Annotated in this window: 22 protein-coding genes and 1 pseudogene; 9 read left to right on the forward strand and 14 right to left on the reverse strand. The window is 70.6% G+C overall.

Annotated elements, in window-relative coordinates; translation table 11 throughout:
- Positions 1–113 (forward strand): annotated as a pseudogene (locus ACWEMY_RS19420) (acyl-CoA thioesterase); the annotation flags it as partial.
- Here ACWEMY_RS19420 and ACWEMY_RS19425 read toward each other — a convergent pair.
- Positions 110–916 carry an SDR family oxidoreductase gene (locus ACWEMY_RS19425; protein ID WP_452391146.1) on the reverse strand — a complete coding sequence of 269 codons (807 nt, stop codon included), beginning with the start codon at positions 914–916 and terminating at the stop codon, positions 110–112. The pseudogene ACWEMY_RS19420 and the gene ACWEMY_RS19425 sit on opposite strands and share 4 nt — an antisense overlap.
- 46 nt (positions 917–962) lie before the next feature.
- On the reverse strand, positions 963–1,457 hold the full coding sequence (locus tag ACWEMY_RS19430) for an Lrp/AsnC family transcriptional regulator (RefSeq protein ID WP_375934957.1): 495 nt from the start codon (positions 1,455–1,457) through the stop codon (positions 963–965).
- Between the two features lie 171 nt (positions 1,458–1,628).
- Between ACWEMY_RS19430 and pdhA the strand changes: the two genes are divergently transcribed.
- The 4 genes from pdhA (at position 1,629) to ACWEMY_RS19450 (ending at position 5,728) form a co-directional block, all read left to right on the forward strand.
- A complete protein-coding gene (gene pdhA, locus ACWEMY_RS19435; protein WP_452391147.1) occupies positions 1,629–2,711 on the forward strand; it encodes a pyruvate dehydrogenase (acetyl-transferring) E1 component subunit alpha in 1,083 nt (360 codons plus the stop codon).
- On the forward strand, positions 2,708–3,679 hold the full coding sequence (locus tag ACWEMY_RS19440) for an alpha-ketoacid dehydrogenase subunit beta (protein ID WP_452391148.1): 972 nt from the start codon (positions 2,708–2,710) through the stop codon (positions 3,677–3,679). Before pdhA ends, ACWEMY_RS19440 begins: the two co-directional genes overlap by 4 nt.
- Positions 3,680–3,695: 16 nt before the next feature.
- Positions 3,696–5,018 carry a dihydrolipoamide acetyltransferase family protein gene (locus tag ACWEMY_RS19445; RefSeq protein ID WP_452391149.1) on the forward strand — a complete coding sequence of 441 codons (1,323 nt, stop codon included), beginning with the start codon at positions 3,696–3,698 and terminating at the stop codon, positions 5,016–5,018.
- 92 nt (positions 5,019–5,110) lie between these two features.
- Positions 5,111–5,728, forward strand: a complete 618-nt coding sequence (locus ACWEMY_RS19450; protein ID WP_452391150.1) for a hypothetical protein — start codon at positions 5,111–5,113, stop codon at positions 5,726–5,728.
- A 21-nt stretch (positions 5,729–5,749) separates the two neighbouring features.
- Here the strand turns inward: ACWEMY_RS19450 and ACWEMY_RS19455 are convergent, their stop codons facing one another.
- From ACWEMY_RS19455 to ACWEMY_RS19465, 3 genes are read right to left on the reverse strand one after another with little or no spacing between them, the layout of a single operon-like run.
- The gene (locus tag ACWEMY_RS19455; protein ID WP_452391151.1) at positions 5,750–6,157 is read right to left on the reverse strand and encodes a PIN domain-containing protein; all 408 of its coding nucleotides are present in this window, start codon (positions 6,155–6,157) and stop codon (positions 5,750–5,752) included.
- Positions 6,154–6,411 (reverse strand): hypothetical protein, encoded by a 258-nt coding sequence (locus tag ACWEMY_RS19460; RefSeq protein WP_452391152.1) that lies wholly within the window; start codon positions 6,409–6,411, stop codon positions 6,154–6,156. The genes ACWEMY_RS19455 and ACWEMY_RS19460 overlap by 4 nt, the downstream gene beginning before the upstream one ends.
- Positions 6,412–6,433: 22 nt before the next feature.
- Positions 6,434–7,633 carry a benzoate/H(+) symporter BenE family transporter gene (locus tag ACWEMY_RS19465; protein ID WP_452391153.1) on the reverse strand — a complete coding sequence of 400 codons (1,200 nt, stop codon included), beginning with the start codon at positions 7,631–7,633 and terminating at the stop codon, positions 6,434–6,436.
- 236 nt (positions 7,634–7,869) lie between these two features.
- On the opposite strand from ACWEMY_RS19465, the gene ACWEMY_RS19470 reads away from it, so the two are divergent.
- Entirely contained in the window at positions 7,870–8,676 is an 807-nt protein-coding gene (locus ACWEMY_RS19470; RefSeq protein ID WP_452391179.1) for a sulfurtransferase, read from the forward strand.
- A gap of 151 nt (positions 8,677–8,827) precedes the next feature.
- Here ACWEMY_RS19470 and ACWEMY_RS19475 read toward each other — a convergent pair whose 3' ends face one another.
- Together ACWEMY_RS19475 and ACWEMY_RS19480 are read right to left on the reverse strand one after the other, a co-directional pair.
- Positions 8,828–9,511: an HNH endonuclease family protein gene (locus ACWEMY_RS19475; RefSeq protein WP_452391154.1), complete on the reverse strand. Its 684-nt coding sequence runs from the start codon at positions 9,509–9,511 to the stop codon at positions 8,828–8,830.
- 37 nt (positions 9,512–9,548) lie between these two features.
- A complete protein-coding gene (locus ACWEMY_RS19480) occupies positions 9,549–9,911 on the reverse strand; it encodes a hypothetical protein (RefSeq protein ID WP_375934978.1) in 363 nt (120 codons plus the stop codon).
- 155 nt (positions 9,912–10,066) lie between these two features.
- Here ACWEMY_RS19480 and ACWEMY_RS19485 point away from each other — a divergent pair, with 155 nt between their 5' ends.
- Entirely contained in the window at positions 10,067–12,925 is a 2,859-nt protein-coding gene (locus tag ACWEMY_RS19485) for a DEAD/DEAH box helicase (RefSeq protein WP_452391155.1), read from the forward strand.
- Positions 12,925–13,674, forward strand: coding sequence for an SWIM zinc finger family protein (locus tag ACWEMY_RS19490; RefSeq protein WP_452391156.1), 750 nt, complete (start codon positions 12,925–12,927; stop codon positions 13,672–13,674). Before ACWEMY_RS19485 ends, ACWEMY_RS19490 begins: the two co-directional genes overlap by 1 nt.
- Here ACWEMY_RS19490 and ACWEMY_RS19495 read toward each other — a convergent pair.
- The 6 genes from ACWEMY_RS19495 to ACWEMY_RS19520 form a co-directional block, all read right to left on the reverse strand.
- On the reverse strand, positions 13,671–14,078 hold the full coding sequence (locus ACWEMY_RS19495) for a DUF3224 domain-containing protein (RefSeq protein ID WP_452391157.1): 408 nt from the start codon (positions 14,076–14,078) through the stop codon (positions 13,671–13,673). The two genes, ACWEMY_RS19490 and ACWEMY_RS19495, sit on opposite strands and share 4 nt — an antisense overlap.
- A 40-nt stretch (positions 14,079–14,118) precedes the next feature.
- Positions 14,119–15,186: an amidohydrolase family protein gene (locus tag ACWEMY_RS19500; RefSeq protein WP_452391158.1), complete on the reverse strand. Its 1,068-nt coding sequence runs from the start codon at positions 15,184–15,186 to the stop codon at positions 14,119–14,121.
- Positions 15,187–15,284: 98 nt separating this feature from the next.
- Positions 15,285–16,787: a flavin-containing monooxygenase gene (locus tag ACWEMY_RS19505; RefSeq protein ID WP_452391159.1), complete on the reverse strand. Its 1,503-nt coding sequence runs from the start codon at positions 16,785–16,787 to the stop codon at positions 15,285–15,287.
- A complete protein-coding gene (locus ACWEMY_RS19510; protein ID WP_452391160.1) occupies positions 16,784–17,338 on the reverse strand; it encodes an NAD(P)/FAD-dependent oxidoreductase in 555 nt (184 codons plus the stop codon). Before ACWEMY_RS19510 ends, ACWEMY_RS19505 begins: the two co-directional genes overlap by 4 nt.
- The gene (locus tag ACWEMY_RS19515) at positions 17,335–18,258 is read right to left on the reverse strand and encodes a ferritin-like domain-containing protein (RefSeq protein WP_452391161.1); all 924 of its coding nucleotides are present in this window, start codon (positions 18,256–18,258) and stop codon (positions 17,335–17,337) included. The genes ACWEMY_RS19510 and ACWEMY_RS19515 overlap by 4 nt, the downstream gene beginning before the upstream one ends.
- 27 nt (positions 18,259–18,285) lie before the next feature.
- Positions 18,286–19,122, reverse strand: coding sequence for an SDR family NAD(P)-dependent oxidoreductase (locus tag ACWEMY_RS19520; protein WP_452391162.1), 837 nt, complete (start codon positions 19,120–19,122; stop codon positions 18,286–18,288).
- Positions 19,123–19,225: 103 nt separating this feature from the next.
- Here ACWEMY_RS19520 and ACWEMY_RS19525 point away from each other — a divergent pair, with 103 nt between their 5' ends.
- Positions 19,226–19,876: a TetR/AcrR family transcriptional regulator gene (locus ACWEMY_RS19525; RefSeq protein WP_452391163.1), complete on the forward strand. Its 651-nt coding sequence runs from the start codon at positions 19,226–19,228 to the stop codon at positions 19,874–19,876.
- Here the strand turns inward: ACWEMY_RS19525 and icmF are convergent.
- A complete protein-coding gene (gene icmF / locus ACWEMY_RS19530) occupies positions 19,873–23,094 on the reverse strand; it encodes a fused isobutyryl-CoA mutase/GTPase IcmF (RefSeq protein ID WP_452391164.1) in 3,222 nt (1,073 codons plus the stop codon). The two genes, ACWEMY_RS19525 and icmF, sit on opposite strands and share 4 nt — an antisense overlap.
- Positions 23,095–23,191: the final 97 nt, after the last annotated feature.

Genomic DNA, 23,191 nt, shown 5'->3' on the forward strand with positions numbered 1-23,191 from the left:
AACTCGCCGCCACCGGCGAGTTCGTGCACGTCTACGTCGACACCCAGACCCGCAAGCCGGTGCCGATCCCCGAGGTGATCCGCACCGCGGCCGCGGAACTGGTGACCGGCTAGGACGCGGTCAGCATCGACTGGAACCGGCGCATGCCCGCGAGCCAGCGGTCGTAGTCGGCGCCCTTGTTGCGATACATGTGCAGCACCTCCGGGTGCGGCAGGATCAGGAAGTGCTCGGCGGCCATCGCCTCGATCACCGTCTCGGCGACCTCCTCGGTCGAGAGCACCTTGCCCGCGGTCTTGACCGCCTTGATCGCCAGCGCGGCGGCCTCGGGGTCCTCCGGGATCAGGTCGCCGCTGAGCAGGCGGGTGTCCACGCCCATCGGGCACAGACAGCTCACCCGCACGCCCCGGTCGCCGTAGGTCACCGAGAGCCATTCGGCGAAGCCGACCGCGGCGTGCTTGGTCACCGAGTACGGCGCCGACCCGATCTGGGTGAGCAGGCCCGCCGCCGACGCGGTCGAGACGAAATACCCGCTGCCGCGCTCGACCCAGCCGGGCACGAGCAGTTCGGCGGCGCGCACATGTGCCAGCACATTCACCTCGAGCGCGGCCGACCACTGCGCTTCGGTGCTGTCGAGGCCGGGGCCGCCGCCGATGCCCGCGTTCGCGAAATACATGTCCACCGGGCCGAATTCGCGTTCGGCCGCCGCGATCAGTTCCGCGATGACCTTCCGGTCGGCCACGTCACCGCCCACCGCGATCGCCTCGGTGCCCAGCTCGGCGGCCACCTTCGCCGCCGCGTCGGCGTCCAGATCCGCCACCACCACCCGCGCGCCACCGGCCACCAGCCGTCGCGCCAGCCCCGCGCCGATACCCCCGCCCGCACCCGTGACGATCGCGACCTTGCCCTCTGTCTCCATACCCGCACCCTAACCGCGGCCGTCGCGGCGAGGGAAGGATTCCGGCTCAGGACCGACCGGCCAGCCGGTCCAGCAGCGGCCCGGTGCGCGGGCCGACCAGCTCGCGCATGACCAGGGCCATGTTCGTGCGCTCGACGCCGGGGATCTTCAGGATCTGGCCGGCGATGCGGTACAGATCGTCGGCGTCGCGGGCGACCACGCGCACGGTGAGGTCGGTGGAACCGGTCATCCCGCACACCTCGGTGACCTCGGGGACCTCGGCGAGTTCGTCGACCACGGCGTCGAGCCGGTGCTGGTCGACGACCACCGCCACGAAGGCGGAGAGCGGATAGCCGAGCGCTCGCGGGTCCACCCGCCGCTCGAAACTGCCCAGCACGCCACCGCTGTCCCAGCGGGCCAGCCGGGCCTGCACGGTGTTGCGGGACAGGCCCAGGCGGGCCGCGAGTTCGACCCCGGTGGCGCGGGGGTTGGCGATCAGTTCGCGCAGTAGCCGCGCGTCGGTGGCGTCGAGTGTCACGGCGTCGGGTTCGCGACTGGTCATACAACGCAGTATGACAGTGCTCGACCCGTCCAGACCATGCATTCTGCTCATTCCCGTGTCGATCGCTTGCGCAGTCGGCGTAATCGTGGATGCTGAGTGATACACATCGCACTCAGCGATTGTCGTACCCGCATCGGGCCCACAAGGCGCGATGGAGAGGAGGCGATCTCGATGTCGGAGAAGCAGACCTACCCGGTCCAGCTGGTGCAGCCCGACGGCCGTCGCGTGTTCGATCGCGAGCACGCCGCGCTGGTCGCCGACGTGGATGCCGGGAAGTTGCGGCAGCTCTACGAGGACCTGGTGGTGACCCGCCGGATCGACGTCGAGGCGACCGCGCTGCAACGCCAGGGCCAGCTCGGCCTGTGGCCGCCGCTGCTGGGCCAGGAAGCCGCCCAGGTCGGCTCGGCGCACGCGCTGCACCCCGACGACTACGTGTTCGCCTCCTACCGCGAGACCGCGGTGGCCTACTGCCGCGGCGTCCCACCCGAGCAGCTCACCGCGCTGTGGCGCGGCGTGGCCCACCACTGCTGGGACCCCGAGTCGGTGCGGATGACCAACGCCAATATCGTGGTCGGCTCGCAGGGCCTGCACGCCACCGGCTACGCCTACGCCGCCCACCTCGACGGCGCCGACATCGCCACCATCGCCTACTTCGGCGACGGCGCGACCAGCCAGGGCGATATCGCCGAGGCGCTCGGTTTCGCGTCGGCCTGGACCGCGCCGGTGGTGTTCTTCTGCCAGAACAACCAGTGGGCGATCAGCGAGCCGGTGGCGGTGCAGAGTCATGTGCCGCTGGTGCGCCGCGCCGACGGGTACGGCATGGCCGGGGTGCAGGTCGACGGCAACGACGTGCTGGCGGTGCTGGCCGTCACCCGGCAGGCGATCGAGCGTGCCCGCGGCGGTGGCGGCCCCACCTTCATCGAGGCCATGACCTACCGGATGGGCCCGCACACCACCGCCGACGACCCCACCCGCTACCGCACCGCCGCCGACACCGAGTACTGGGCCCAGCGCGACCCCATCGAGCGGATGCGGCTGCTGCTCGAGCGCGAGGGCCTGCTCGATCCGGACTTCGCCCGGCAGGTGGCCGACACCGCCGACGATGTCGCCCGCCGGGTGCGCGCGGCGACCCTGGAGTTCCCCGACCCGGACCCGGCGAGCATGTTCGACCACGTCTACGCCACCGAGCACCCGCTGATCACCGAAGAGGCCCAAAGGTTCTCGGAGTATCTCGCCGAAGGAGCGCAGTCATGATCACCACCTTCGCCGCGGCGCTCAACACCGGGCTGCGCCGTTCGATGGAAGACGACGCCAAGGTCGTGCTGCTGGGCGAGGACATCGGCAGGCTCGGCGGGGTCTTCCGGGTCACCGACACGCTCCAGAAGGACTTCGGCGACAACCGGGTCATCGACACGCCGCTGGCCGAATCCGGCATCGTCGGAACGGCTTTCGGTATGGCGCTGCGCGGCTACCGGCCGGTGGTGGAGATCCAGTTCGACGGGTTCGTCTACCCGGCCTTCGACCAGATCGTCTCGCAGGTCGCCAAGATCCATTACCGCACCGGCGGCAAGGTCAAGGCGCCGTTGACGATTCGCATCCCCTTCGGCGGCGGGATCGGCGCGGTCGAACACCATTCCGAGTCGCCGGAGGTGTATTTCGCGCACACCGCCGGGCTGCGGGTGGTCTCGCCGAGTTCACCCGCCGACGCGTATTCGATGCTGCGCCAAGCCATCGCGCTCGACGATCCGGTGGTCTTCTTCGAGCCCAAGCGCCGCTACTGGGACAAGGCCGAGGTCGACTTCGACGGCGAACCCGACCTGCCGCTGCACCGGGCCCGGGTGTGCGTCAGCGGCACCGACGCCACGATCGTCGCCTACGGCGGCACCGTCGCCACCGCGCTCACCGCGGCGAAGATCGCTGCCGAGGAAGGGCATTCGCTCGAGGTGATCGACCTGCGCAGCCTCTCGCCGCTGGACGTCGACACCATCGCCGGTTCGGTGGACAAGACCGGCAGGCTGATCGTGGTGCACGAGGCGCCGGTGTTCGCCGGGCTCGGCGCCGAGATCGCCGCGCGGATCACCGAACGCTGCTTCTATCACCTGGAGGCGCCGGTGCTGCGCGTCGGTGGCTACGACATCCCCTACCCCCCGGCTAAGCTCGAAAAGCACCACCTGCCCGACCCCGACCGCATTCTGGCGGCCGTCGATCGCTGTCTCGCGTGATCAGAAAGGTGCCCTAGTGCCGGAACAAGCCGACGACGGTCATGTTCTCGAATTCCGCCTGCCCGATCTGGGCGAGGGCCTCGCCGACGGGGACCTGGTGTCCTGGGCGGTCGCGGTCGGCGACCGGGTGGAACTGAACCAGACCATCGCCGAGGTGGAGACGGCGAAGGCTGTGGTGGCGCTGCCCTCGCCGTTCTCCGGGATCGTCGTCGAGCTGCTGGCCCAGCCGGGCGACACGGTGCCGGTGGGCGCGCCGCTCATCCGCGTGCGCAACGACCTCGAGGTGGCGCCGCCGCCGACGGCCGACAGCGTCACCCGCAACGATGTGCTCGTCGGCTACGGCCCGGAGGCCGAAAGTACTTCGCGCAGAAGGAAAGCCGCGCCCGCCGCGATGGCGGCCAGCACGCCGAGTACGCACCGGGCCGCCGCGACCCCCGCGGCCCGCAAGCTGGCCAAGGAACTCGGCATCGACCTCTGGTACGTCGCGGGCTCGGGGCCAGAGGGCGCGGTGACCGTGGCGGACGTGCGCTCGGCGGTGCCGGTCACCACGCCGCGGACCCCCGCCCGCAACGGGGAGGCCGCACCCGTCCCGCACACCCGCGTCACCGACACCGACGGCGGCCTGATCGAGCCGACCGCGCGCGAGGAACGTACCCCCATCTCCGGCGTGCGCAAACGCACCGCCGCCGCCATGCAGGCCAGTTCCCGCACCATTCCGCAGGCCAGCACGTTCGTCACCGTCGACTGCACCGCCTCGATGGAACTGCTCGACCACCTGCGCACCACCAAATCCTTCGAGGACCTCACCCTCACGCCGCTGGCCCTGGTCGCCAAGGCCACCCTCGCCGCCATCGCCGAACACCCGGCCATCAATGCGGCCTGGGACGAGGCGAACCAGGAGATCGTCACCAAGCACTACGTGAATCTCGGCATCGCCGTCGCCGCCGAGCGCGGCCTGCTGGTCCCCAATCTCAAAGAAGCGCAGACCCTGAGCCTGCGCGAACTGTGCCGCGAGATCAGCTGGTCGGCCGAGACCGCCCGCTCCGGCAACGCCACTCCCGCCGACCTGCGCGGCGGCACCTTCACCATCACCAATGTGGGTGTCTTCGGCGTGGACTCCGGCGTCCCCCTGGTCAACCCCGGCGAAGCCGCCATCCTCTGCCTCGGCTCGATCCGCAAGCGCCCGTGGGTCTTCCGCGACGAACTGGCCGTGCGCTGGGTCACCACCCTCGGACTGAGCTTCGACCACCGCATGATCGACGGCGAACTCGGTGCCCGCTTCCTGGCCACCACGGCCGGTTTCCTCGAGGACCCCCTGACCCTGCTCAGCCGCGTGTGAGTCGTTGTCGGCGGGCAGCCGTATAGTTCGGGTCATTCGTCATCGGGCAGTGGTCTCGTTCGGCGGGTGACATCGGAAACGAGGGGGGTGTTGTGGGGTATCCGTTTGGGCCGCAGCAGGGTCAGGGTTATCCGCCGGTCGGTCAGCAGGGGTACGCGCCGCCGGTCTATGGCGGGTATCCGGCGCCCGGGTATGCGCAGCCGCAGCCGGGGTACGGTCCGCGTCCGGTCAGCGGGGGAACCGGTATCGCCGCGGCCTCGCTCGCGCTGCTGATCTCGTTGGTCGGCGGAATCGTGCTGGCGGTCAGCTACAGCATCCTGGCGGATGCCGAGACGGGCCGGGTGCTCCAGCAGCCCGATGGAACGTTCAAGCCGGAGATGACGGGCCTCGGCGAAGGCGTGATGGTCGGTCTCGCCATCGGTGGCATCGCCTGTCTGCTGTGGTTGCTCGGCGCAGTCTTGCTGTTCCGCCGTACGACCGCGGGGCGCGTCATCGTCATCGTGCTGGCGACGCTGGGAGTGCTCGGTGGTCTCGGATCACTGGTGGTAGCGGCCGGAACGGCCTCGCCGGCGACCGTGGCGATCGGGGTGGTTCAAGCCGGGTTCGCGGTCTTGGTCCTGTGCTTGGCGGCGGCACCGTCGACGGGCCGCTGGATCCAGGCCGCCCGCATCCCACCCGCCTACCCACACGGTCCCTACCAGCAGTACTGATCGCCCGCTGCGCGTTCTTCGCTAGATCTCGATGACCGCGACCCGCGGCCCGCACAGAGCGGTGAGATCGTCCGGGTCGGAGGTGAGGACGGTGGTCGGCCCCGGTGCCGCGAGCGCGGTAGCGGACAGCATCGCGTCGATGGCGTACTTGTGCCCGTGCAAGCCGGCGTCGCCGAGCAGAAGCGCTGCGCGGCGGGCGATCTGCTCGGTGATCGGTTCGACCACGAGCCGGGACAGCACCCAGTCGAGAGCCGCGCGATTGATGCGCGGATGCATCACCTCGACGAGTGTCGCCGCCGAAGTGATGACACGCAGGTCGTCGGCACGGGCGAGCGCGAGCCACCCGGTGACGGTGCGATCACGAAGCACTGCCTTGGCCAAGCCCTCGCTGTCCAAGACCAGCGTGCCACCGGGTGTCGCGCCACTCACGCGGCGCCCTGGCCACTCTGCGCCGCGCGAACCTGCTGGAGTCGCGCACGCAGTGCCTGGACCTCCTCGTCGGTGACCGGACCGTGCTCGGCCTCGGCGACCGCGATGATCTCATTGAGGTTGTCTCGTTCGATCTGGCGGGCGACCGCGGCGGAAACGTACGCGGACAACCCGGAAGGCCCACTGCGTGACCGGGCAGCCTCCGCGATATCACGCGGCATCGTGATCGAATACTTGCCGGTGTTCTCGGTCATGCTTCTTATCCTACCGTGAGTCCTACCCGCGGGGGAGGAAGCGGCGGAGGGCCAGGCCGGCGAGGAGGGCCCAGAAGGCGCCGCCGATGCCGAAGAGGGTGGTGCCGGAGGCGGCGACCAAGAAGGTGACCAGGGCGGGGAGGCGGTCGGCGGGGTCGGTGAGGGCGCTGGAGAGGGCGGCGGCGAGGGTGGCCAGCAGGGCCAGGCCGGCGACGGTTTCGAGGGTGCCTGCGGGGGCGGCGGCGATGAGGGTGACCAGGGCGGCGGAGGCCAGGCCGAGGACGAGGTAGGTGGCGCCCGCGGTGGCCGCGGCGATCCAGCGGCGTTTCGGGTCGGGGCTCGCGCTGGGGGCGGCCGAGAGGGCGGCGCTGATGGCGGCGAGGTTGATCGCGTGGCCGCCCGCCGCGGCGCCCGCGAGCGTGCCGATGCCGGTGACCAGCATGGACGCGCGCCACTGCACCTGGAAGTCGAAGGAGCGCATCACGGCGACGCCGGGGATGTTCTGCGAGGCCATGGTGACGATGTAGAGCGGCACGGCGATACCGACCACCGCCTGCCACTGCCAGTGCGGGGCGGTCCATTCCACCGTCGGGACCATGGCCGCGAGGTCGAGGTGGCGATGGCTGACGGCGATGTCGATCCCGGTGCCGATCGCCGCGGTGGCGAAGGCGACCAGCACCGCCCACTTCGGCGCGAACCGCTGGAGCACCAGCCAGACCACGATCACCGGCACCACCACCGCGGGCGAGGTCCGCAGCGCCTGCACCGGCGCCAGGCACAGCGGCACCAGCACACCCGCGAGCATGGCCTGCGCCAGCGGCACCGGAATCGCGCCGACCAGCGCGCCCAGCCGCTGCCACAGGCCCGTGATCACGATCAGCACACCCGTCACCACGAAGGCCCCGACCGCACCGGCCCATCCCCCCGCGACCAGCCCGGTACTCGCCAGCAGCGCCGCGCCCGGCGTCGACCAGGCCAGCGTGATCGGAATCCGGTACCGGAAACTCAGTAGCAGAATGCCGATGCCCTGGGTCAGGCACAGCACGAGCAGTCCCGACGCCGCCTGCGCCGGACTGGCCCCCACCGCCCGCAACCCGCTCAACACCACCGCGAACGAACTGGTGAACCCCACCAGCGCCGTGATCGCTCCCGCCCCGAGGGGTTGCGCGACCCCCGCCCGCTCGGCGGGGACCTCGGGTTCGGCGGTGGAGACCTGCGACATTGTCCAGATCCTGCCGCTCTGCCATGTCGCCGTCGCAGTCCAGTGCCCAGAAACTGGCCTGTTCGCCGGTCCCGGCTGGGTCGCCTGCCCGGCGCGGGGCGGTGTTCGCTCCTCGAGGCGGATCGTCGGCGCCGGAATCGATGGCCGCCGGATTCGGTTCCGGTGAGCGGGACGGGGTGCGTAGGCTGGCGCTACGGGGGCTCGATCCGGCTAGGAGGAGTGGCGTGGGCGCGGTGGTGGTTTCGGCGGAACAGCTGCGGGAAGAGTTGGCGGACAAGCGGATTCATCTGCTCGATGTGCGCTGGGCGCTGGGTGATCCGGACGGCCCGCAGCACTATCTGGACGGGCACATCCCCGGCGCGGTGTTCGTCGACCTGGAGACCGAACTGGCCGCCGCTCCCGCCCCGGCGCGCGGCAGACACCCCCTGCCAGACCCGGGCACCTTCGAGAAGTGCGCCCGCAGCTGGGGACTCGGCGAGGGCGACGCGGTGGTCGTCTACGACGCGACCGGCGGCATGGCCGCGGCCCGCGCCTGGTGGCTGCTGCGCTGGGCGGGCGTGGCCGATGTGCGCATCCTCGACGGCGGCCTGCCCGCCTGGACCGCCGCGGGCGGCGAGCTCGCCACCGGCGCCGAACCCGACCCGGCCCCCGGCGACCTCATCGTGCGCCCCGGCGGCCTGCCCGTCATCGACGCCGACGCCGCCGCGACCTGGTCCGGCCTGCTCCTCGACGCCAGAGCCCCCGAGCGCTACCGCGGCGAGGTCGAACCCGTCGACCCCCGCGCCGGTCACATCCCCGGCGCCGTCAGCGCCCCCACGGCCGAAAACCTGGACGCCACCGGCCATTTCCGCGCCCCCGAAGAACTCCGCGCCCGCTTCACCGCCCTCGGCTCCGGCCCTGTCGCCGTCTACTGCGGCTCCGGCGTCACCGCCGCCCACCAGATCGCCGCCCTGGCCCTCGCTGGTATCCCGGCGACTCTCTACCCGGGCTCGTGGTCCCAGTGGTCCAACAACCCCAAACGCCCGGTCGCCACGGGCGGATAACACCCCGTCCCGATCGACCCGGCGTCGCCGCATCGCGATCCACCCGACCTGAACCTGCCCGTCCTTCGGGCACGCCCGCGGCCCGCGGACGGCAGGGTTCGCGCGATGACCACACCCGCGGCCGCAATCGGACGACGCGGGGGCCGGTCACCTACGCACACGTTCGGGCGACATCGGACAGGACCGTGTGGTCGGCGCGGGTGATCGGCAGGGCGTAGGTCACGGCGACGGTCAGGTACTTGGCGGCGTAGAAGCAGTGGTTGGCGGCGGCGGGCGGGAGCCAACTGCCCGGGGTGCTGTCGCCTTTGGCCTGGTTGGCGGCCGTGCCGGTGGCCAGCAGGTTGACGGTGAGGTCGTTGGCGAAGCGGTGGCGGAGTTCGGCGGGCCAGGTGGCGGCGCCCATGTCCCAGGCGGCGGCCAGCGGGTAGACGTGGTCGATCTGGATGCGGCCGCCCTCGGCCTTGCGGAAGGTGATCTCGGTGCCGGTGTAGGGATCGGCGAGGACGCCCTCGACGACCACGCAGCGGCCGCGCCGCACCACCTCGCGCAGCTGTGCGGCCAGCACATTGTTGCGGGTGTCGCAGCCGTCGTGGCCGCCCGGCGCGTCGGTGTCGTCGGACCAGGCGGGCCCGAAGACACAGCCCTGCCCGGCCTTGCAGCCGCGCTCGTACCCGCCGGGGTGGGGACGGCTGGGGACGACGCGCACCTGGCCGAGCAGCGCGGTGATCTCCGCCCGGGTCGGACTGCCCGGCGCGGGCCGCACCGGATCGGCGGTGAGCACGGCGCAACCCGCGGTCGCGAGCACCGTCACGAGCAACCACGTCAGTTTCGCCATACCCGCAGGTTGTAGCCGGTGGTACCGACAGATTCCGCTACAGCCAGGCGCGGGCCAGGATGTCGTCGGCGGCGACCTCGCTGGCGCGCGGCGGGAACCGGGTCGCCGCGATCGAGGCGAGGTGCGTGCCGTCGTGGCCGATCAACCAGGACCCACCGCGGTCCTCGCATTCGGCGATCTTGGCGAACACGGTGAGCAGGAAGGTGATGGACTCGCCCGGGTCGGCGGTGTGCGCCAGCCGCTGGGACTCGCCGGGACGGGACAGATCGAGCCACACGCCGGACTGCCCGTCCAACCGCATGCCGACGATCTTCCCGGCGTCGACGAAAGTGAATTTGCGCCGCTCCCACGGGGTTGCCGGGGTATAGCTCTGCTCGAGTACCTGGAGCAGAATCGTCATCGCTGCCCTCCGCACAGTACTGTCGGGCTGGTTCGGCGCCGGTGGGTTGTCCGGCCCGTGACCAGGGGATATCCCAGTATGTTCCGGACTCGGTGAGAAATCCAGGGGCCCGGCCCGCGGCGGTGGTGTCGGTGCTGCCTGCTTGGATGGACCCCATGCTGCACGCACTGTGGTCACCCGGCTCGGGGCTGCTGCTGTGGCACGACGGGGAACCGGTCGCGGTGGGGTCGGTGCTGGGCGACATCCTGGACCGCGCCCGGTTCCGGCATCGCGCGCAGGTGCTCGTCGTGGATGCCGCGGGGCAGCCCGGCACCGCCGAGGTGCGCGCGCACGCGCTCGCGCCACCCACGGCGGCCGTCGTGCTGCGCAGCCGGCTGCCGCGCGAGAACATCGCCGGTGACCTGCGCTTTCTCGCCCATGTCGCCCGGGGGATCGAACGCTGGGTGCGGGCCGGTCGGGTGGTGCCGCAGGTCGAGCGCGCCGACGGGCAGTGGTGGATGCGCTGGCGGCTGGTGGGCGGGCAGCGGCAGCGCGCCTGGCTGGCCGAACTGTCCGCCGCCATGCCACAGGCCCTGCGCGTGGCCGGAGCACCCGCCGCCGTGCTGGACGACCTGGTCGCCGAGCTCACCGACCCGATCGCCCGCGAATACGTCACCCACCGCACCCTCACCCACCCGCTGCTCACCGCCCTGGTCGAGGACACCCCCCTCGACGCGGGCTCCTACCGGGTGGCCGAGACCCTCACCCAGTGGCGCGAGGGCTACGCCGCCGACGAACCCGAACTCGTGCTGCGGCTGTGCGAGCCCGACGGCGAGTTCGGCAGCGATGACGAGGCGGTGGCCCTGTGGCGATTGCAGGTCTGCCTGCGCCCGGTCGACGACGCGCCCCGGCCGGTCGCCCTCGACGACGATCCCGTCCTCGTCCGCACGGCAGCGGAGAAACTGGCCCAGGCCCGCAAGTCCTATCCCCGCCTGCGCGACCTGCCCACCGACCCGCGCGGCCTTGACCTGCTGCTGCCCACCGAGGTCGTCGCCGACCTGGTCGCGCACGGTGCCCACGCCCTCCAGGAGGCAGGCATCCGCCTGCTGCTGCCGCGCGCCTGGAATATCGCCGAACCGAGCATGCGGCTGCGGGTGAGCAGCCCGGCCGCCGCCGAATCGACCGTCGGCCTGAGCGGATTGCTGTCCTACCGTTGGGAATTGGCGCTGGGCGATCTGGTGCTGACTCCCGCCGAGATGGAACGGCTGGTGCGCAGCAAGTCCGATCTGGTGCAGTTGCGCGGGGAATGGGTGCAGGCCGATCACCGGGCGCTGGCCGCGGCCGCGCGGTATGTGGCCCTGCACGCCGACGACTCACCGATCACCCTGGCCGACATGATCGGGCAGTTGGCCGCCGAACGGGTCGACAATGTGCCGGTCACCGAGGTCACCGCGGTGGGCTGGGCGGCCGAATTGTTCGCGCGCGAGGGCGACCCCGAGCCCGTCCCGGTGCCGGTCGGCCTGAAGGCCCAGCTGCGTCCGTATCAGGAACGCGGCCTGAGCTGGCTGGCCACCATGAACCGGCTGAACTGTGGCGCGATCCTGGCCGACGACATGGGCCTGGGCAAGACCGTGCAGGTCTTGGCGCTGCTGGTCCACGAACGCGAAACGGTCCACACCGAGGCCGGGTCCGCGCCGGGGACACCATCCGCTGCGGTCGCGTCAGGCCGGAACGGGCAACGGGTCGGCCCGACCCTGCTGGTGTGCCCGATGTCGGTGGTCGGCAACTGGCAGCGCGAGGCGGAGCGTTTCGCACCGGACCTGCGCGTCCTGGTTCATCATGGCGCGGCCCGGCGCAAGGGCGCGGAATTCGCGGCGGCGGTGGATGATTCGGATCTGGTGATCACCACCTACGCGCTGCTGGCCCGCGATGTCACCCTGCTGGCCGAGCAGCGCTGGGAACGCATCGTGCTCGACGAGGCCCAGCACATCAAGAACGCCGTCACCCGGCAGGCCCGCGCCGCCAGAGCCGTCCCGGCTCGGCATCGCCTGGCGCTCACCGGAACTCCGGTCGAGAACCGGCTCGAGGAGTTGCGCGCGCTGTTCGACTTCGCCATGCCGAAACTGCTCGGCAGCCCGCAGTCGTTCCGTGCCCGTTTCGCGGTGCCGATCGAACGCGAACGCGACCAGCACGCCATCGACCGGCTGCGCCTGATCACCGACCCGTTCGTGCTGCGCAGACTCAAGACCGACCCGGCGGTGATCAGCGACCTGCCCGAGAAACTGGAGATGACGGTGCGGGCCAACCTCACCGTCGAACAGGCCGCGCTGTATCAGGCGGTGGTCGACGACATGCTGGAGAAACTGAAAGACGCCAAGGGCATGGCCCGCAAGGGCGCGGTACTCGGCGCGCTGACCAGGCTCAAGCAGGTCTGTAACCATCCCGCCCACTACCTGGGCGACGGTTCGCCGATCCTGCGGCGCGGTGCGCACCGCTCCGGCAAACTCGCCCTGGTCGAGGACATCCTGGAAGCCGTGCTCGCCGACGGCGAGAAAGCCCTGCTGTTCACCCAGTTCCGCGAGTTCGGTGACCTGGTGCTGCCGTATCTCATCGAGCGCTTCGGCAACCCGATCCCGTTCCTGCACGGCGGCGTGAGCAAACAGCGCCGCGACGACATGGTGACCGCTTTCCAGCGCGGCGGCGGGCCACCGCTGATGCTGCTCTCGCTCAAGGCGGGCGGCACCGGCCTGAATCTCACCGCCGCCAATCATGTCGTCCACCTGGATCGCTGGTGGAATCCGGCGGTGGAGAACCAGGCCACCGACCGCGCCTACCGGATCGGGCAGCAGCGCGCGGTGCAGGTGCGCAAGCTGGTGTGTGTCGACACCATCGAGGAACGCATCGACGAGATGATCAGCGGGAAACGGCAATTGGCGGAGCTGGCGGTGGGTGCCGGGGAGAACTGGATCACCGAACTGAGCACCGAGGAACTGCGCGACCTGTTCACCCTGGGCGCCGAGGCGGTGGGGGAGTGATGGCCGACTTCAGTCAGTTCGGACCGCGCAAGCCGGTGACCGGTGGCGCGCGCTCGCGCGGCGGCTTCGGCCGGACCTGGTGGGGCAAGGCCCTGCTGGACGCGGTCGAGCAGGTGGCCGACGCGGGCAGGCTCTCACGCGGGCGCACCTACGCCCGGGTCGGGCAGGTGGTGAACTACCGCATCGAACGCGGTGCCGTCACCGCCGAGGTGCAGGGCAGCCAGCCCAGCCCGTTCACCTCGGTACTGAGCATCCGGCCGCTGCGTGACGAGGAGATCGACCTGCTGCTGGCCGAGATCCGCGAGGCGCCGGGCATGCTCGCCGAGATCGCCTCCGGCGCGCTGCCGCCCGCGCTGGGCCCGCACCTGCTGCCCAGTACCGCCTCCGAGCTGGACTTCTCCTGTAGCTGCCCGGATATGGGCTGGCCGTGCAAGCACGTCGCGGCGGTCTGCTACCTGCTCGCCGAACGCCTCGACGAGCAGCCCGGCGAGATCCTCACCCTGCGCGGACTGAACCTCGACACCCTGATCGGCGGGGTGGCCGAGGCCGCGCGCGCCGACGACTCCGGCGACCCCTACGGCGACGCGCTGACCCTGCCCGAGCTGCCCCGCATCGAATTCCACGCCGTGATCGAGGATCTCGACCCGGTGCCGCTGCGCCGTGCCCTGCGGATGACCGCCGAGGACGAGCAGATCGCGGCCACCGGCCTGCGCGAATTGCGCTCGCTCTACCAGGAATTCGACAGCTAGCCCAGGTCGTACTCGAACCAGATGTGGTGGCCACCGCGCTCGTCGACGTAGAGGGCGCCGGTGCCGGTGATGCCGGTGAGTTCGCCGGTGCCGCTGGCGGGCACGATGTGGAAGAACTCGTCGGTGCGATCGGTGCCGCCGGTGGTAGCCGAGTGCACGAAGTTGAACGCGCCCGCCTTGCCGTTGAGCGCGCCCTCGAACGACTCCATCGCGACATAGGTGCCCGCGCCGCTGGCGATATCGAAGGCGGCGGTGAACAGCGTGGCCGACTGTCCCTCGATCTCGCCCGCGTACTGCTTGGTCATGGTGGTGACCCCGACCGGCAGCCCGGTGGTGATGGGCGGCCGCGGTAGCAGGTCGGTGGGATCGAACGCGGTGATCTCGAATGTGCCGGTTGCCTTCATGGCGGCGATGCTAGACCCGGTCACCGACACCGCGGGCCACTCAGGTGGTCGTGTCGATCCGGTAGACGCGCAGGGCGTTGTCCCGGAAGACTTTTCGCAGGTCGTCGGGGGTGGCGCCGGCCGCGGTGAGGCCGGTGGCCACCGTCTCGACCGCGCCGGTGAAGCTGGTGATGGGCTTGTCCACCGGGAAGTTGGAGCCCCAGATCAGCCGGTCGGCGCCGAAGACCGCCAGCGCGTGCGCCAGCAGCGGGCCGGTCCGCTCGACCAGTTCGGGGACCGGGGTGGCCGTGCCGCGCGGCGGTACCGGATGACCGAGCACCGGCATCATCAGCCCGCTCACCTTCGCCATCACATTCGGCCGCGTGGCCAGCTCGCTGAGGTCGTCACGCCAGCGGTCCAGCAGGGCCCGTCGCTGGGCCGGGGTGTGACCGGTGTGTTTGCCGACCGGGCCGAACGCCCCCGCCGGGGTGGCCAGGTGGTCGAGCACGATCGGCACCTCGGGAAAGCGTCCGGCCAGGGCGGTGACCTCGGGTAGCTGCCCTGAATAGACCCAGGCCTCGAAGGAGAGTCCGCGCTGGGCCAGCTGGGCGAAACCGTGCAGGAAGGCCGGTGCGGTGAGGGCGCCGTCGACCGGGGTGAAGGACTTGACGGCGGGATCGGGATGGTGGGCGACCATGGCGCGGACGCCGCGGAACAGCGGCGAGGCGGTCTGGTGCGCGTCGAGCACCGCGCCGATATCGACGGCGGCGGGGTCGGCCGCGCCGAGCACCGCCGCCAGTGCCGGGGTGTCGACACCGAACGGCAGGCTGGCCACCCAGCGGGTCTCGTCGGGTTTCCAGCCCGCCCACTCGGCTTCGACGTGCGCGATCGACGCGACGGCCGTGGTGCCGAGATCGGCCCGGTAGTTCGCGGGCAGATACGGCCCAAGATAGGCGGTCGGGTCACCGACGAACTCGCGATCACGACGGGGCGCCAGCTTGACGGCCAGGTCGACCGGCAGCGGCAGGTAGCGCATGAGTTTCGCGAGACCGCTGAACTCGCGCGGGGTCGCGTGCGGATCCCACTGGTGGATGTGCGCATCGATGATGTCGAGCCCGGTCAGATCCATGCTGTGCGTCCCATCGCCGCCGAATGCCCCCGGCGCATTGTCACACGGCCCGATCCGGCCGGGACCTGTTCGCCGCACGCGCCGGGGATTCGGCGGCCCTACCCGGCGACCTCGGCCGGGGTGCCGAACCGGTAGTCGCCGAGGTCGAAGTGACCGCTGCGCCAGGCCGACTCCACCGTCGAGGACGGGCGCAGCGGCACGTCACCGTGCGCGTCGAAGTAATAGCTGTTGGCCAGCGCGCAACTGTCCTGCCAGAACACCTGCCCACCCCGACGGGCCAGCATCTCCCGGAAGAACCGGTCGTTGGCCTCCCCGGTGACCTCCACCCGCGCCGCGCCGAGCCCGCGCGCGTGCCGCAGCACCCGCAGGATATGGCGGGTCTGGTTCTCGATCAGCGTGAAATACGAGGCGCCGTTGTAGCCGTAGGGCCCGATGATGGAGAAGTAGTTGGGAAAGCCCGGCACGCTCACGCCCTCGTAGGCTTGCAGCCGGTTCTCGTCCCACCATTTCTCCAGGTCACGCCCGCCCACGCCGTGCAGATCGTAGGTCGGCATATTGCCCGACTCCATCACCTTGAACCCGGTGGCCAGGATGAGCACATCGGCCGGATGCTCGACGCCCGCGGCGGTGCGCACGCCGGTGGCGGTGACCTCGGCGATGGCGTCGGTCTCCAGGGTGACGTTCGGCCGGTTGAAGGTGGCCAGGTAGTCGTTGGAGAAACTCGGGCGCTTGCAGCCCAGGGCGTAGTCCGGGGTGAGCGCGGCCCGGACCGCCGGGTCCTTCACCTGCCGTTTCAGATGCGCCAGCCCCGCGCGTTCGCCGATCGCCGCGGTGGGCAGCGAGGTGTAGTAGTGCGCGGCCAGCGGGAAGGTGAACTCGACATAGGTCTGGCTGAGCAAGCGGGTCAGCGTGCGGCCGCCGGGGACCTTCAGTGCCAGGCGGGCGGCGGTGGGCAGCGGCAGATCGGGGCGGGGCAGGCACCAGATGGGGGTGCGCTGGAATACGGTCAGCCGTTCGACGTGCGGGGCGATCTCCGGGACGACCTGCACCGCCGACGCGCCCGTCCCGATGATCGCCACCCGCTTACCCCGCAGGTCCTGGGTGTGGTCCCAGCGGGAGGTGTGCATGGTGATGCCCGCGAAGTCCTCGATGCCCGCGATCTCGGGCAGTTTGGGCCGGGTGAGCACCCCGGTCGCGCTGATCACGAACCGCGCCGACAGTTCGGTGCCGTCACCGGTGCGCAGCACCCAGCGCTCACCCGCCTCGTCGAAATCGGCCGACAGCACCGTGGTGCCGAACCGGATGCGCGGGCGCAGTCCGTACTTGTCCACACACGATTCGGCGTAGGCCTTGAGCTCGCGGCCCGGCGCGTACACTCGCGACCAGTCGGTGCGCTGCTCGAAGGAGAACTGATAGCTGAACGACGGGATGTCCACGGCGACACCGGGATAGGTGTTCCAGTGCCAGGTCCCGCCGACGCCGTCGGCCTCGTCGACGATCAGGAAGTCCTCGAAGCCGGCCTTGCGCAGCTCGATGGCCGCGCCGATACCGGAGAACCCGGCGCCGACGATGACGATCTCGTGATCGATTCCGGTGGTCATGCAGTCTCCTTCATACGGATGGCCGAGGCGGGCAGGCGGCCCGCGCGGGTCAGCCTGCGGACGACGTGGCCCGCGTCGTCGGCGTAGACGACACTGTCCACCCGGTGTTCGATCCCGTCGACGGTGCGCACACCCCGCGGCGCGAGCCGGGCGATCGGCCAGGTGACCAGCGTGCAGTGGGGGCGCAGCAGGGTGCGGTAGTAGCTGTTGTGCAGGGCCAGGCCCGCGGCGTCGTCGGGGGTGAGCCGGTGGCGCAGCCACGAATCGCGCACCTGGACACGCAGATTCGCGCGCGCGGCGGTGCGCAGCAGCGGTTGTGGCAGCCGCCGCAGCAGCGCGTCGGGCAGGGGCGTGCGGGGCAGGATCCACACCGCGTCGGTCTGGAAGACCGTCACGCGAGCGGCCTCGGCGGCGATGCCCGGCAGCAGCCGGGCGGCCGCCGCGCCGGAACCGATGATCGCGACGCGCTCGCCGGTGAACTCGTGCCGGGGCCGGAACGCCGTGCGGTGCAGTTGCCGTCCGGTGAAGGTGTCGGCGTGCGGTGGAATCATTTCGCCACCGGTTCGTAGGTGAGTTCCTTCGACCAGGACGGCCGGTGCCCGAGAATCCGGACGGGGAAGCGGTCGATGCAGGCATTGGACACATCGGCGAGCAGCTGGAACGGCTGACGCCGGTGGATCGTGGCCTTCCCGTGCATCTTTACCACGTGATACAGCGGCAGCCTGCGGATATCGGGGCTGCGTTCGCCCACGTTCTCGTAGCGGCGCACCGCCTGCCACAGCTTCTCCTCGTCGAGGCCGAGCGCGATGATCGTGGTCGACATGCGCGAGAGCAGCGGGGCGTAGAGCAGGGCGCCGAGCACGAACGACGGGCGCACCGCGAAACCCGCTGTCTCGATGGCGATCTTGCGCAGCGGCCCCGCGCCGAGCTGTTCGAGCACCTGGAAACCGACGGCCAGGTGGCGGGATTCGTCGTTGTTGATGTGCCGGAACACCTGGTGGCACACCGGATCGTCGACCTCGTCGAGCAGGAACTTGACCAGCGCGCCGTCCAGGGCGGTCTCCAGCGACGGGATGACGGTGCCGAGCACCGGCAGGCTCAGGCTCTCGGCGTAGCGGTCCAGCCAGCTGATCACCAGGCGGATGTTCTTGTTGGGCACCGGCATCGCGTCGCCCTCGAGCATGCCCCAGCGCCGCATCAGCGCCAGCTCGGCATTGGCGTGCTTCTGTTCCTCGGCGTGGAAGTGGCGGTAGATCTCGCGCAGCGCGCCGGGTGGCGCCTGCCGCACGAGCGCCGCGAAGCCACGGGCACCCACGTGCTCGATCCACACCAGATCGGACATGAAGGCAGCCAGCCGGGGGCGTTGTTCGTCGGTGATGGTCTCGGCGCCGGGTGCGTCCCAGTCGATATCGGCCAGTGCCCATTGCCGGGCGCGGACGGTGGCGAGCATGTCCGGATACGCGAACGTCATTGTTCGACCTCCTCGGGGGGTGGTGGATCAGCGCACGACCCGCTCCAGCAGGCCCGCCGAACGGGTGTAGGTGGTGGGCATCCAGCGTTTGGCCTGCCAGAGCAGCTTGGCCTCGAGCTGGGGGACGACGTAGAGCTCGCCGCGGTCGACGGCGTCGAGGGTGGCGCGGGCGATGGTGTCGGGTGAGCGGCCGGTCCAGCGCAGCAGCAGCCCGCCGAGGCGCTCGGCGGTCTCGTCCATCGGCGAATCCGCCTGCATGATCCCGGTTTTCACGCCGGTGGGGCACAGCACCGTGACCCCGACACCGGTGCCGGCGAGTTCGGCGGCCATCGTCTCCGAGAGCGCGAGCACGCCCGCCTTGCTGACGTTGTAGGCGGCCATCCGAGGCGCGGCGCCGAACGCGGCGGCCGAGGCCACATTGACCAGCGCGCCGCGCCCCGCCGCGCGCAGGATCGGCGCGAAGACGTGACAGCCGTGGATGACGCCCCACAGGTTCACTCCGAGCGTGCGCTGCCAGTCGTCGAGGGTGAACTCGCCGACCGGCGGGCCGCCCGCGCCGATCCCGGCATTGTTGATCACCACCGTTGGCGCGTCGCCGAACCAGTCGCGCGCGGTCTCGGCCAGCCCGCTGACCTCCCCGATCACGGTGACATCGCAGCCGGCGCCGATGGCCTTGCCGCCTGCGGCCTCGACCAGGTCGGCGGTGTCGGCGGCGCGTCCGGAGTCGATGTCGGAGCAGAGCACCCGGCCGCCGCGCCTGCCCAGTTCCACCGCGAAGGCGCGGCCGATGCCGCTGCCCGCGCCGGTGACCACGGCGTCGGCGCGGGTGGTCCGGCGGGGACCGCCGAAGGGAAACAGTCGCATGGCAACTCCCGGTTCGCCCGGTGCCGGTCCACAACTGGTGGCGTCTGCCACCATTGGCCGCACCTGACACCAATTAGGCGCGTGACGGGGTACTTTGTCAACCATGGATGTACGTGCACCGGCCCGCACCTGGGGTGGGCGGACCGCCGACGAGCGCAGGGCGCAGCGGCGCGAGGCGCTGGTGTCCGCGGCGCTGGACATCTGGCTCGACAGCGGCTGGGCCGCGGTGACCATGCGCGGAGTGTGTCAGCGGGCCGGGCTCAACGACCGGTACTTCTACGAGAACTTCGCCGACCGCGACGAGTTGCTCGGGGTCGCCTGGGACGAGGTGTGCGCCGAAGTCTTCGCCGATCTCGCCGTGGTGGTGGCGGAGAACAGCGAGCGCACTCCGCTGGAGATCCTGCACGCGGCGATCACGCGGGCGGTGGCCCTGCAGACCGATCAGCGCGGCCGGGCCCGCATCCTGCTGGCCGAGCACGCCGGCAGCGCGGTGCTCGAACGGCGCCGCCAGAGCATGCTCACCGACTCCACCGACCTGCTGACCGCGGTCGCCTGGCCCTACCTGCGCGACGGCATCGACGAGACGGCGTTCCGGATGAGCACGCTGGCAGGCATCGGCGGCTTCATCGAGCTGCTCACCGCCTGGCGCAGCGGCGCCCTCGACGTGGACGCCGAGCGCCTGGTCGAACACACCGCCGCCATCGCCGTGCAGCTCGGCGGGGCGTTCCTGCCGCCGGAGGTGATCGGCGGCTAGACGGTGCGCCGGTACTGCCCGCCCACCGCGAAGAAGGCGTCGGTGACCTGCTGCAAGGTGCACACCCGTGCGGCCTCCATCAGCACCTCGAAGATATTGCCGTCGGTATGGGCCACCTCGGTCAGCCGGGCCAGCGCGCGATGGGCCTGCTCGCTGTGCTCGTCGCGGAACTCGCGCAGCCGGGTGAGCTGGGACTGACGTTCGGCCTCGGTGCCGCGGGCCAGTTCGATCGGGCCGTGCGCGGCGGCGTCGTCGGGTCCGCGGAAGGTGTTCACCCCGACGATCGGCAGGGTGCCGTCGTGTTTGCGCTGTTCGTAGCGCAGGGACTCGTCCTGGATGCGGCCGCGCTGATAGCCGGTCTCCATGGCGCCGAGCACCCCGCCGCGTTCACTGATCCGCTCGAATTCGAGTAGTACCGCCTCTTCGACCAGATCGGTGAGTTCGTCGACGACGAAACTGCCCTGGAGCGGATTCTCGTTCATCGCCAGACCCCATTCCTTGGCGATGATCAGCTGGATCGCCAGCGCGCGGCGCACCGAATCCTCGGTGGGCGTGGTGACGGCCTCGTCGAAGGCGTTGGTGTGCAGGCTGTTGCAGTTGTCGTAGACCGCGATCAGCGCCTGCAGGGTGGTGCGGATGTCGTTGAACTGCATTTCCTGGGCGTGCAGCGAGCGACCCGAGGTCTGCACGTGGTACTTGAGTTTCTGCGCGCGTTCGCTCGCGCCGTAGCGCTCGCGCAGCGCGATCGCCCAGATCCGGCGGGCGACCCGGCCGATCACGGTGTACTCGGGGTCCATGCCGTTGGAGAAGAAGAACGACAGATTCGGCGCGAAATCATCGATCGCCAGACCGCGCGCCAGATACGTCTCCACATAGGTGAAGCCGTTGGCCAGGGTGAAGGCGAGCTGGCTGATCGGGTTCGCGCCCGCCTCGGCGATGTGATAGCCGGAAATGGACACCGAATAGAAATTGCGGACAGTGTTGCGCACGAACCATTCCTGGACGTCGGCCATCATGCGCAGGCTGAATTCGGTGGAGAACAGGCAGGTGTTCTGGCCCTGGTCCTCCTTGAGAATGTCGGCCTGCACGGTGCCGCGCACGGTCGACAGGGTGCGCGCCCGGATCTCGGCGGCCTCCTGCGCGGTGGGCGCGCGGCCCTCGGCCTCGGTGAAGCGGTCGCGCGCCTGGTCGATCGCGGCATTGAGGAAGAAGGCCAGGATGGTCGGGGCGGGGCCGTTGATGGTCATCGAGACCGAGGTGGTGGGCGCGCAGAGGTCGAAACCGTCGAACAGGGTGCGCATGTCCTCGATGGTGGCCACCGAGACGCCCGAGGTGCCGACCTTGCCGTAGATGTCCGGGCGCTCGGCGGGGTCGTGACCGTAGAGGGTCACCGAATCGAAGGCGGTGGACAGGCGGGTGGCCTCGGCGTGCGCGCTGAGAACCTTGAAGCGGCGATTGGTGCGGGCCGGATCGCCCTCACCGGCGAACATGCGCGCGGGGTCCTCGTTGTCGCGCTTGAACGGGAAAACACCCGCGGTGAACGGGAATCGGCCCGGCAGGTTCTCCGCGCGCAGGAAACGCAGCAGTTCGCCGTGGTCGGTGTACTGCGGCAGGGCGACGCGCGGAATGCTGGAGCCGGACAGGGATTCGCGGCGCAGCGGGGTGCGCAGTTCGCGGTCACGCACGCGGACCACCTGTTCCTCGCCGCGATAGCTCTCGGCCAGGGCGGGCCAGTCGGCCAGCAGGGCGGCGGATTCGAGGGACAGGGCGGCGCGGGCGCGGTCGAGCAGTTCGGTGACGGCGGTGTCGTCGGGCAGTTCGTCGTGTACCAGGCTCAGTCGTTGAATCCGTTGTGCCGCAGTGCACTCCGTGACCGTCGTGGCGTGGTAGGCGCGGACGGTCTCGGCGATCTCGGCCAGGTAGCGGACCCGGGCGGGCGGAACGAGCTGGGCGAAGCGGGTGGAGACCCTGGTGTCCACCCGGGGCAGCGCGCCGGGTTCGAGGTGCAGGCCGTGGCCGGTGAGCAGGCCGGTCAGGTGCTGATAGAGGGCCGTGACGCCGTCGTCGTCGAAGGTGGCGGCACTGGTGCCGAAGACCGGCATGTCGGCGGGGGTGGCGCCGAATTCCGCACGGTTGCGGATCAATTGGCGTGCCACATCGCGCACCGCGTCGGCCGCGCCCCGGCGCTCGTACTTGTTGACCGCGACCACGTCGGCGTAGTCGAGCATGTCGATCTTCTCGAGCTGGGAGGCGGCGCCGAACTCGGGCGTCATCACGTACAGCGCCACGTCGACGTGGTCGACGATGCCCGCGTCGCCCTGGCCGATGCCCGGGGTCTCCAGCACGACCAGGTCGTAGCCCGCGGCCTTGCAGGCGGCGATCATGGTGTCGATGCCGTCGGGCAGTTCGTGATTGCCGCGGGTGGCCAGGGAACGGAAGTAGACGTGTTCGCCGTCCAGGGCGTTCATCCGGATGCGGTCGCCGAGCAGGGCGCCGCCCGCGCGCCTGCGGGTCGGGTCGACGGCCAGTACCGCGACGCGCAGCTTGTCCTGCTGGTCGGTGCGGAGCCTGCGCACCAATTCGTCGGTGAGCGAGGACTTTCCGGAGCCGCCGGTGCCGGTGATCCCGAGCACGGGCACGCGGCGCTTGGCCGCGGCGGCCAGGATCGCCGTGCGGTCCGAGTCGTTCAGCGCGCCCTGCTGGAGGCAGGTGAGGGTGCGGGCCAGGGCGTTGCGGTCGCCGGTGTAGAGGGCGTCCAGGTCGGGTGGTTCGGCGGCCGGGTCCACATCGCACTCGCGGATCAGCTCGTTGATCATGCCGGGCAGGCCGAGGCGCTGACCGTCCTCGGGGGAGAAGATCCGCACCCCACTGCGAGCCAGCCGCTCGATCTCCTCGGCGACGATCACCCCGCCACCCCCGCCGAAGATCCGCACATGGCCCGCGCCCGCCTCGCGCAGCGACCGGGCGAGGTACTCGAAGAACTCGATGTGGCCGCCCTGATACGAGCTCACCGCCACGCCCTGCGCGTCTTCTTCGCGCACCGCGTCGACGATTTCGCGGACCGAGCGGTTGTGGCCCAGGTGGATCACCTCGGCGCCCTGGCTCTGCAGGATCCGCCGCATGATGTTGATCGCGGCGTCGTGGCCGTCGAACAGCGCCGCCGACGTCACGAACCGCACCGGATGAACAGGTACATGCAGTGCGCTGGACTCGCCCATGGGATTCCTCCGCCGACTGGTCGCACGCCCGATACTCGGACATCAAACTAATTCTAGTGTGAACGGCGTCACTGTGTCGGGAAACGCTCCGCCGTGC

It is taken from the genome of Nocardia sp. NPDC004415 (assembly GCF_053602435.1).

Excerpts from the sequence above, each read along its gene's own strand:
- ACWEMY_RS19425 (WP_452391146.1), bottom strand. The coding sequence starts at position 916 with ATGGAGACAGAGGGCAAGGTCGCGATCGTCACGGGTGCGGGCGGGGGT.
- ACWEMY_RS19430 (WP_375934957.1), bottom strand. The coding sequence starts at position 1,457 with ATGACCAGTCGCGAACCCGACGCCGTGACACTCGACGCCACCGACGCG.
- pdhA (WP_452391147.1), top strand. The coding sequence starts at position 1,629 with ATGTCGGAGAAGCAGACCTACCCGGTCCAGCTGGTGCAGCCCGACGGC.
- ACWEMY_RS19440 (WP_452391148.1), top strand. The coding sequence starts at position 2,708 with ATGATCACCACCTTCGCCGCGGCGCTCAACACCGGGCTGCGCCGTTCG.
- ACWEMY_RS19460 (WP_452391152.1), bottom strand. The coding sequence starts at position 6,411 with ATGACCGAGAACACCGGCAAGTATTCGATCACGATGCCGCGTGATATC.
- ACWEMY_RS19465 (WP_452391153.1), bottom strand. The coding sequence starts at position 7,633 with ATGTCGCAGGTCTCCACCGCCGAACCCGAGGTCCCCGCCGAGCGGGCG.
- ACWEMY_RS19475 (WP_452391154.1), bottom strand. The coding sequence starts at position 9,511 with ATGGCGAAACTGACGTGGTTGCTCGTGACGGTGCTCGCGACCGCGGGT.
- ACWEMY_RS19480 (WP_375934978.1), bottom strand. The coding sequence starts at position 9,911 with ATGACGATTCTGCTCCAGGTACTCGAGCAGAGCTATACCCCGGCAACC.
- ACWEMY_RS19485 (WP_452391155.1), top strand. The coding sequence starts at position 10,067 with ATGCTGCACGCACTGTGGTCACCCGGCTCGGGGCTGCTGCTGTGGCAC.
- ACWEMY_RS19490 (WP_452391156.1), top strand. The coding sequence starts at position 12,925 with ATGGCCGACTTCAGTCAGTTCGGACCGCGCAAGCCGGTGACCGGTGGC.
- ACWEMY_RS19495 (WP_452391157.1), bottom strand. The coding sequence starts at position 14,078 with ATGAAGGCAACCGGCACATTCGAGATCACCGCGTTCGATCCCACCGAC.
- ACWEMY_RS19500 (WP_452391158.1), bottom strand. The coding sequence starts at position 15,186 with ATGGATCTGACCGGGCTCGACATCATCGATGCGCACATCCACCAGTGG.
- ACWEMY_RS19505 (WP_452391159.1), bottom strand. The coding sequence starts at position 16,787 with ATGACCACCGGAATCGATCACGAGATCGTCATCGTCGGCGCCGGGTTC.
- ACWEMY_RS19510 (WP_452391160.1), bottom strand. The coding sequence starts at position 17,338 with ATGATTCCACCGCACGCCGACACCTTCACCGGACGGCAACTGCACCGC.
- ACWEMY_RS19515 (WP_452391161.1), bottom strand. The coding sequence starts at position 18,258 with ATGACGTTCGCGTATCCGGACATGCTCGCCACCGTCCGCGCCCGGCAA.
- ACWEMY_RS19520 (WP_452391162.1), bottom strand. The coding sequence starts at position 19,122 with ATGCGACTGTTTCCCTTCGGCGGTCCCCGCCGGACCACCCGCGCCGAC.
- ACWEMY_RS19525 (WP_452391163.1), top strand. The coding sequence starts at position 19,226 with ATGGATGTACGTGCACCGGCCCGCACCTGGGGTGGGCGGACCGCCGAC.
- icmF (WP_452391164.1), bottom strand. The coding sequence starts at position 23,094 with ATGGGCGAGTCCAGCGCACTGCATGTACCTGTTCATCCGGTGCGGTTC.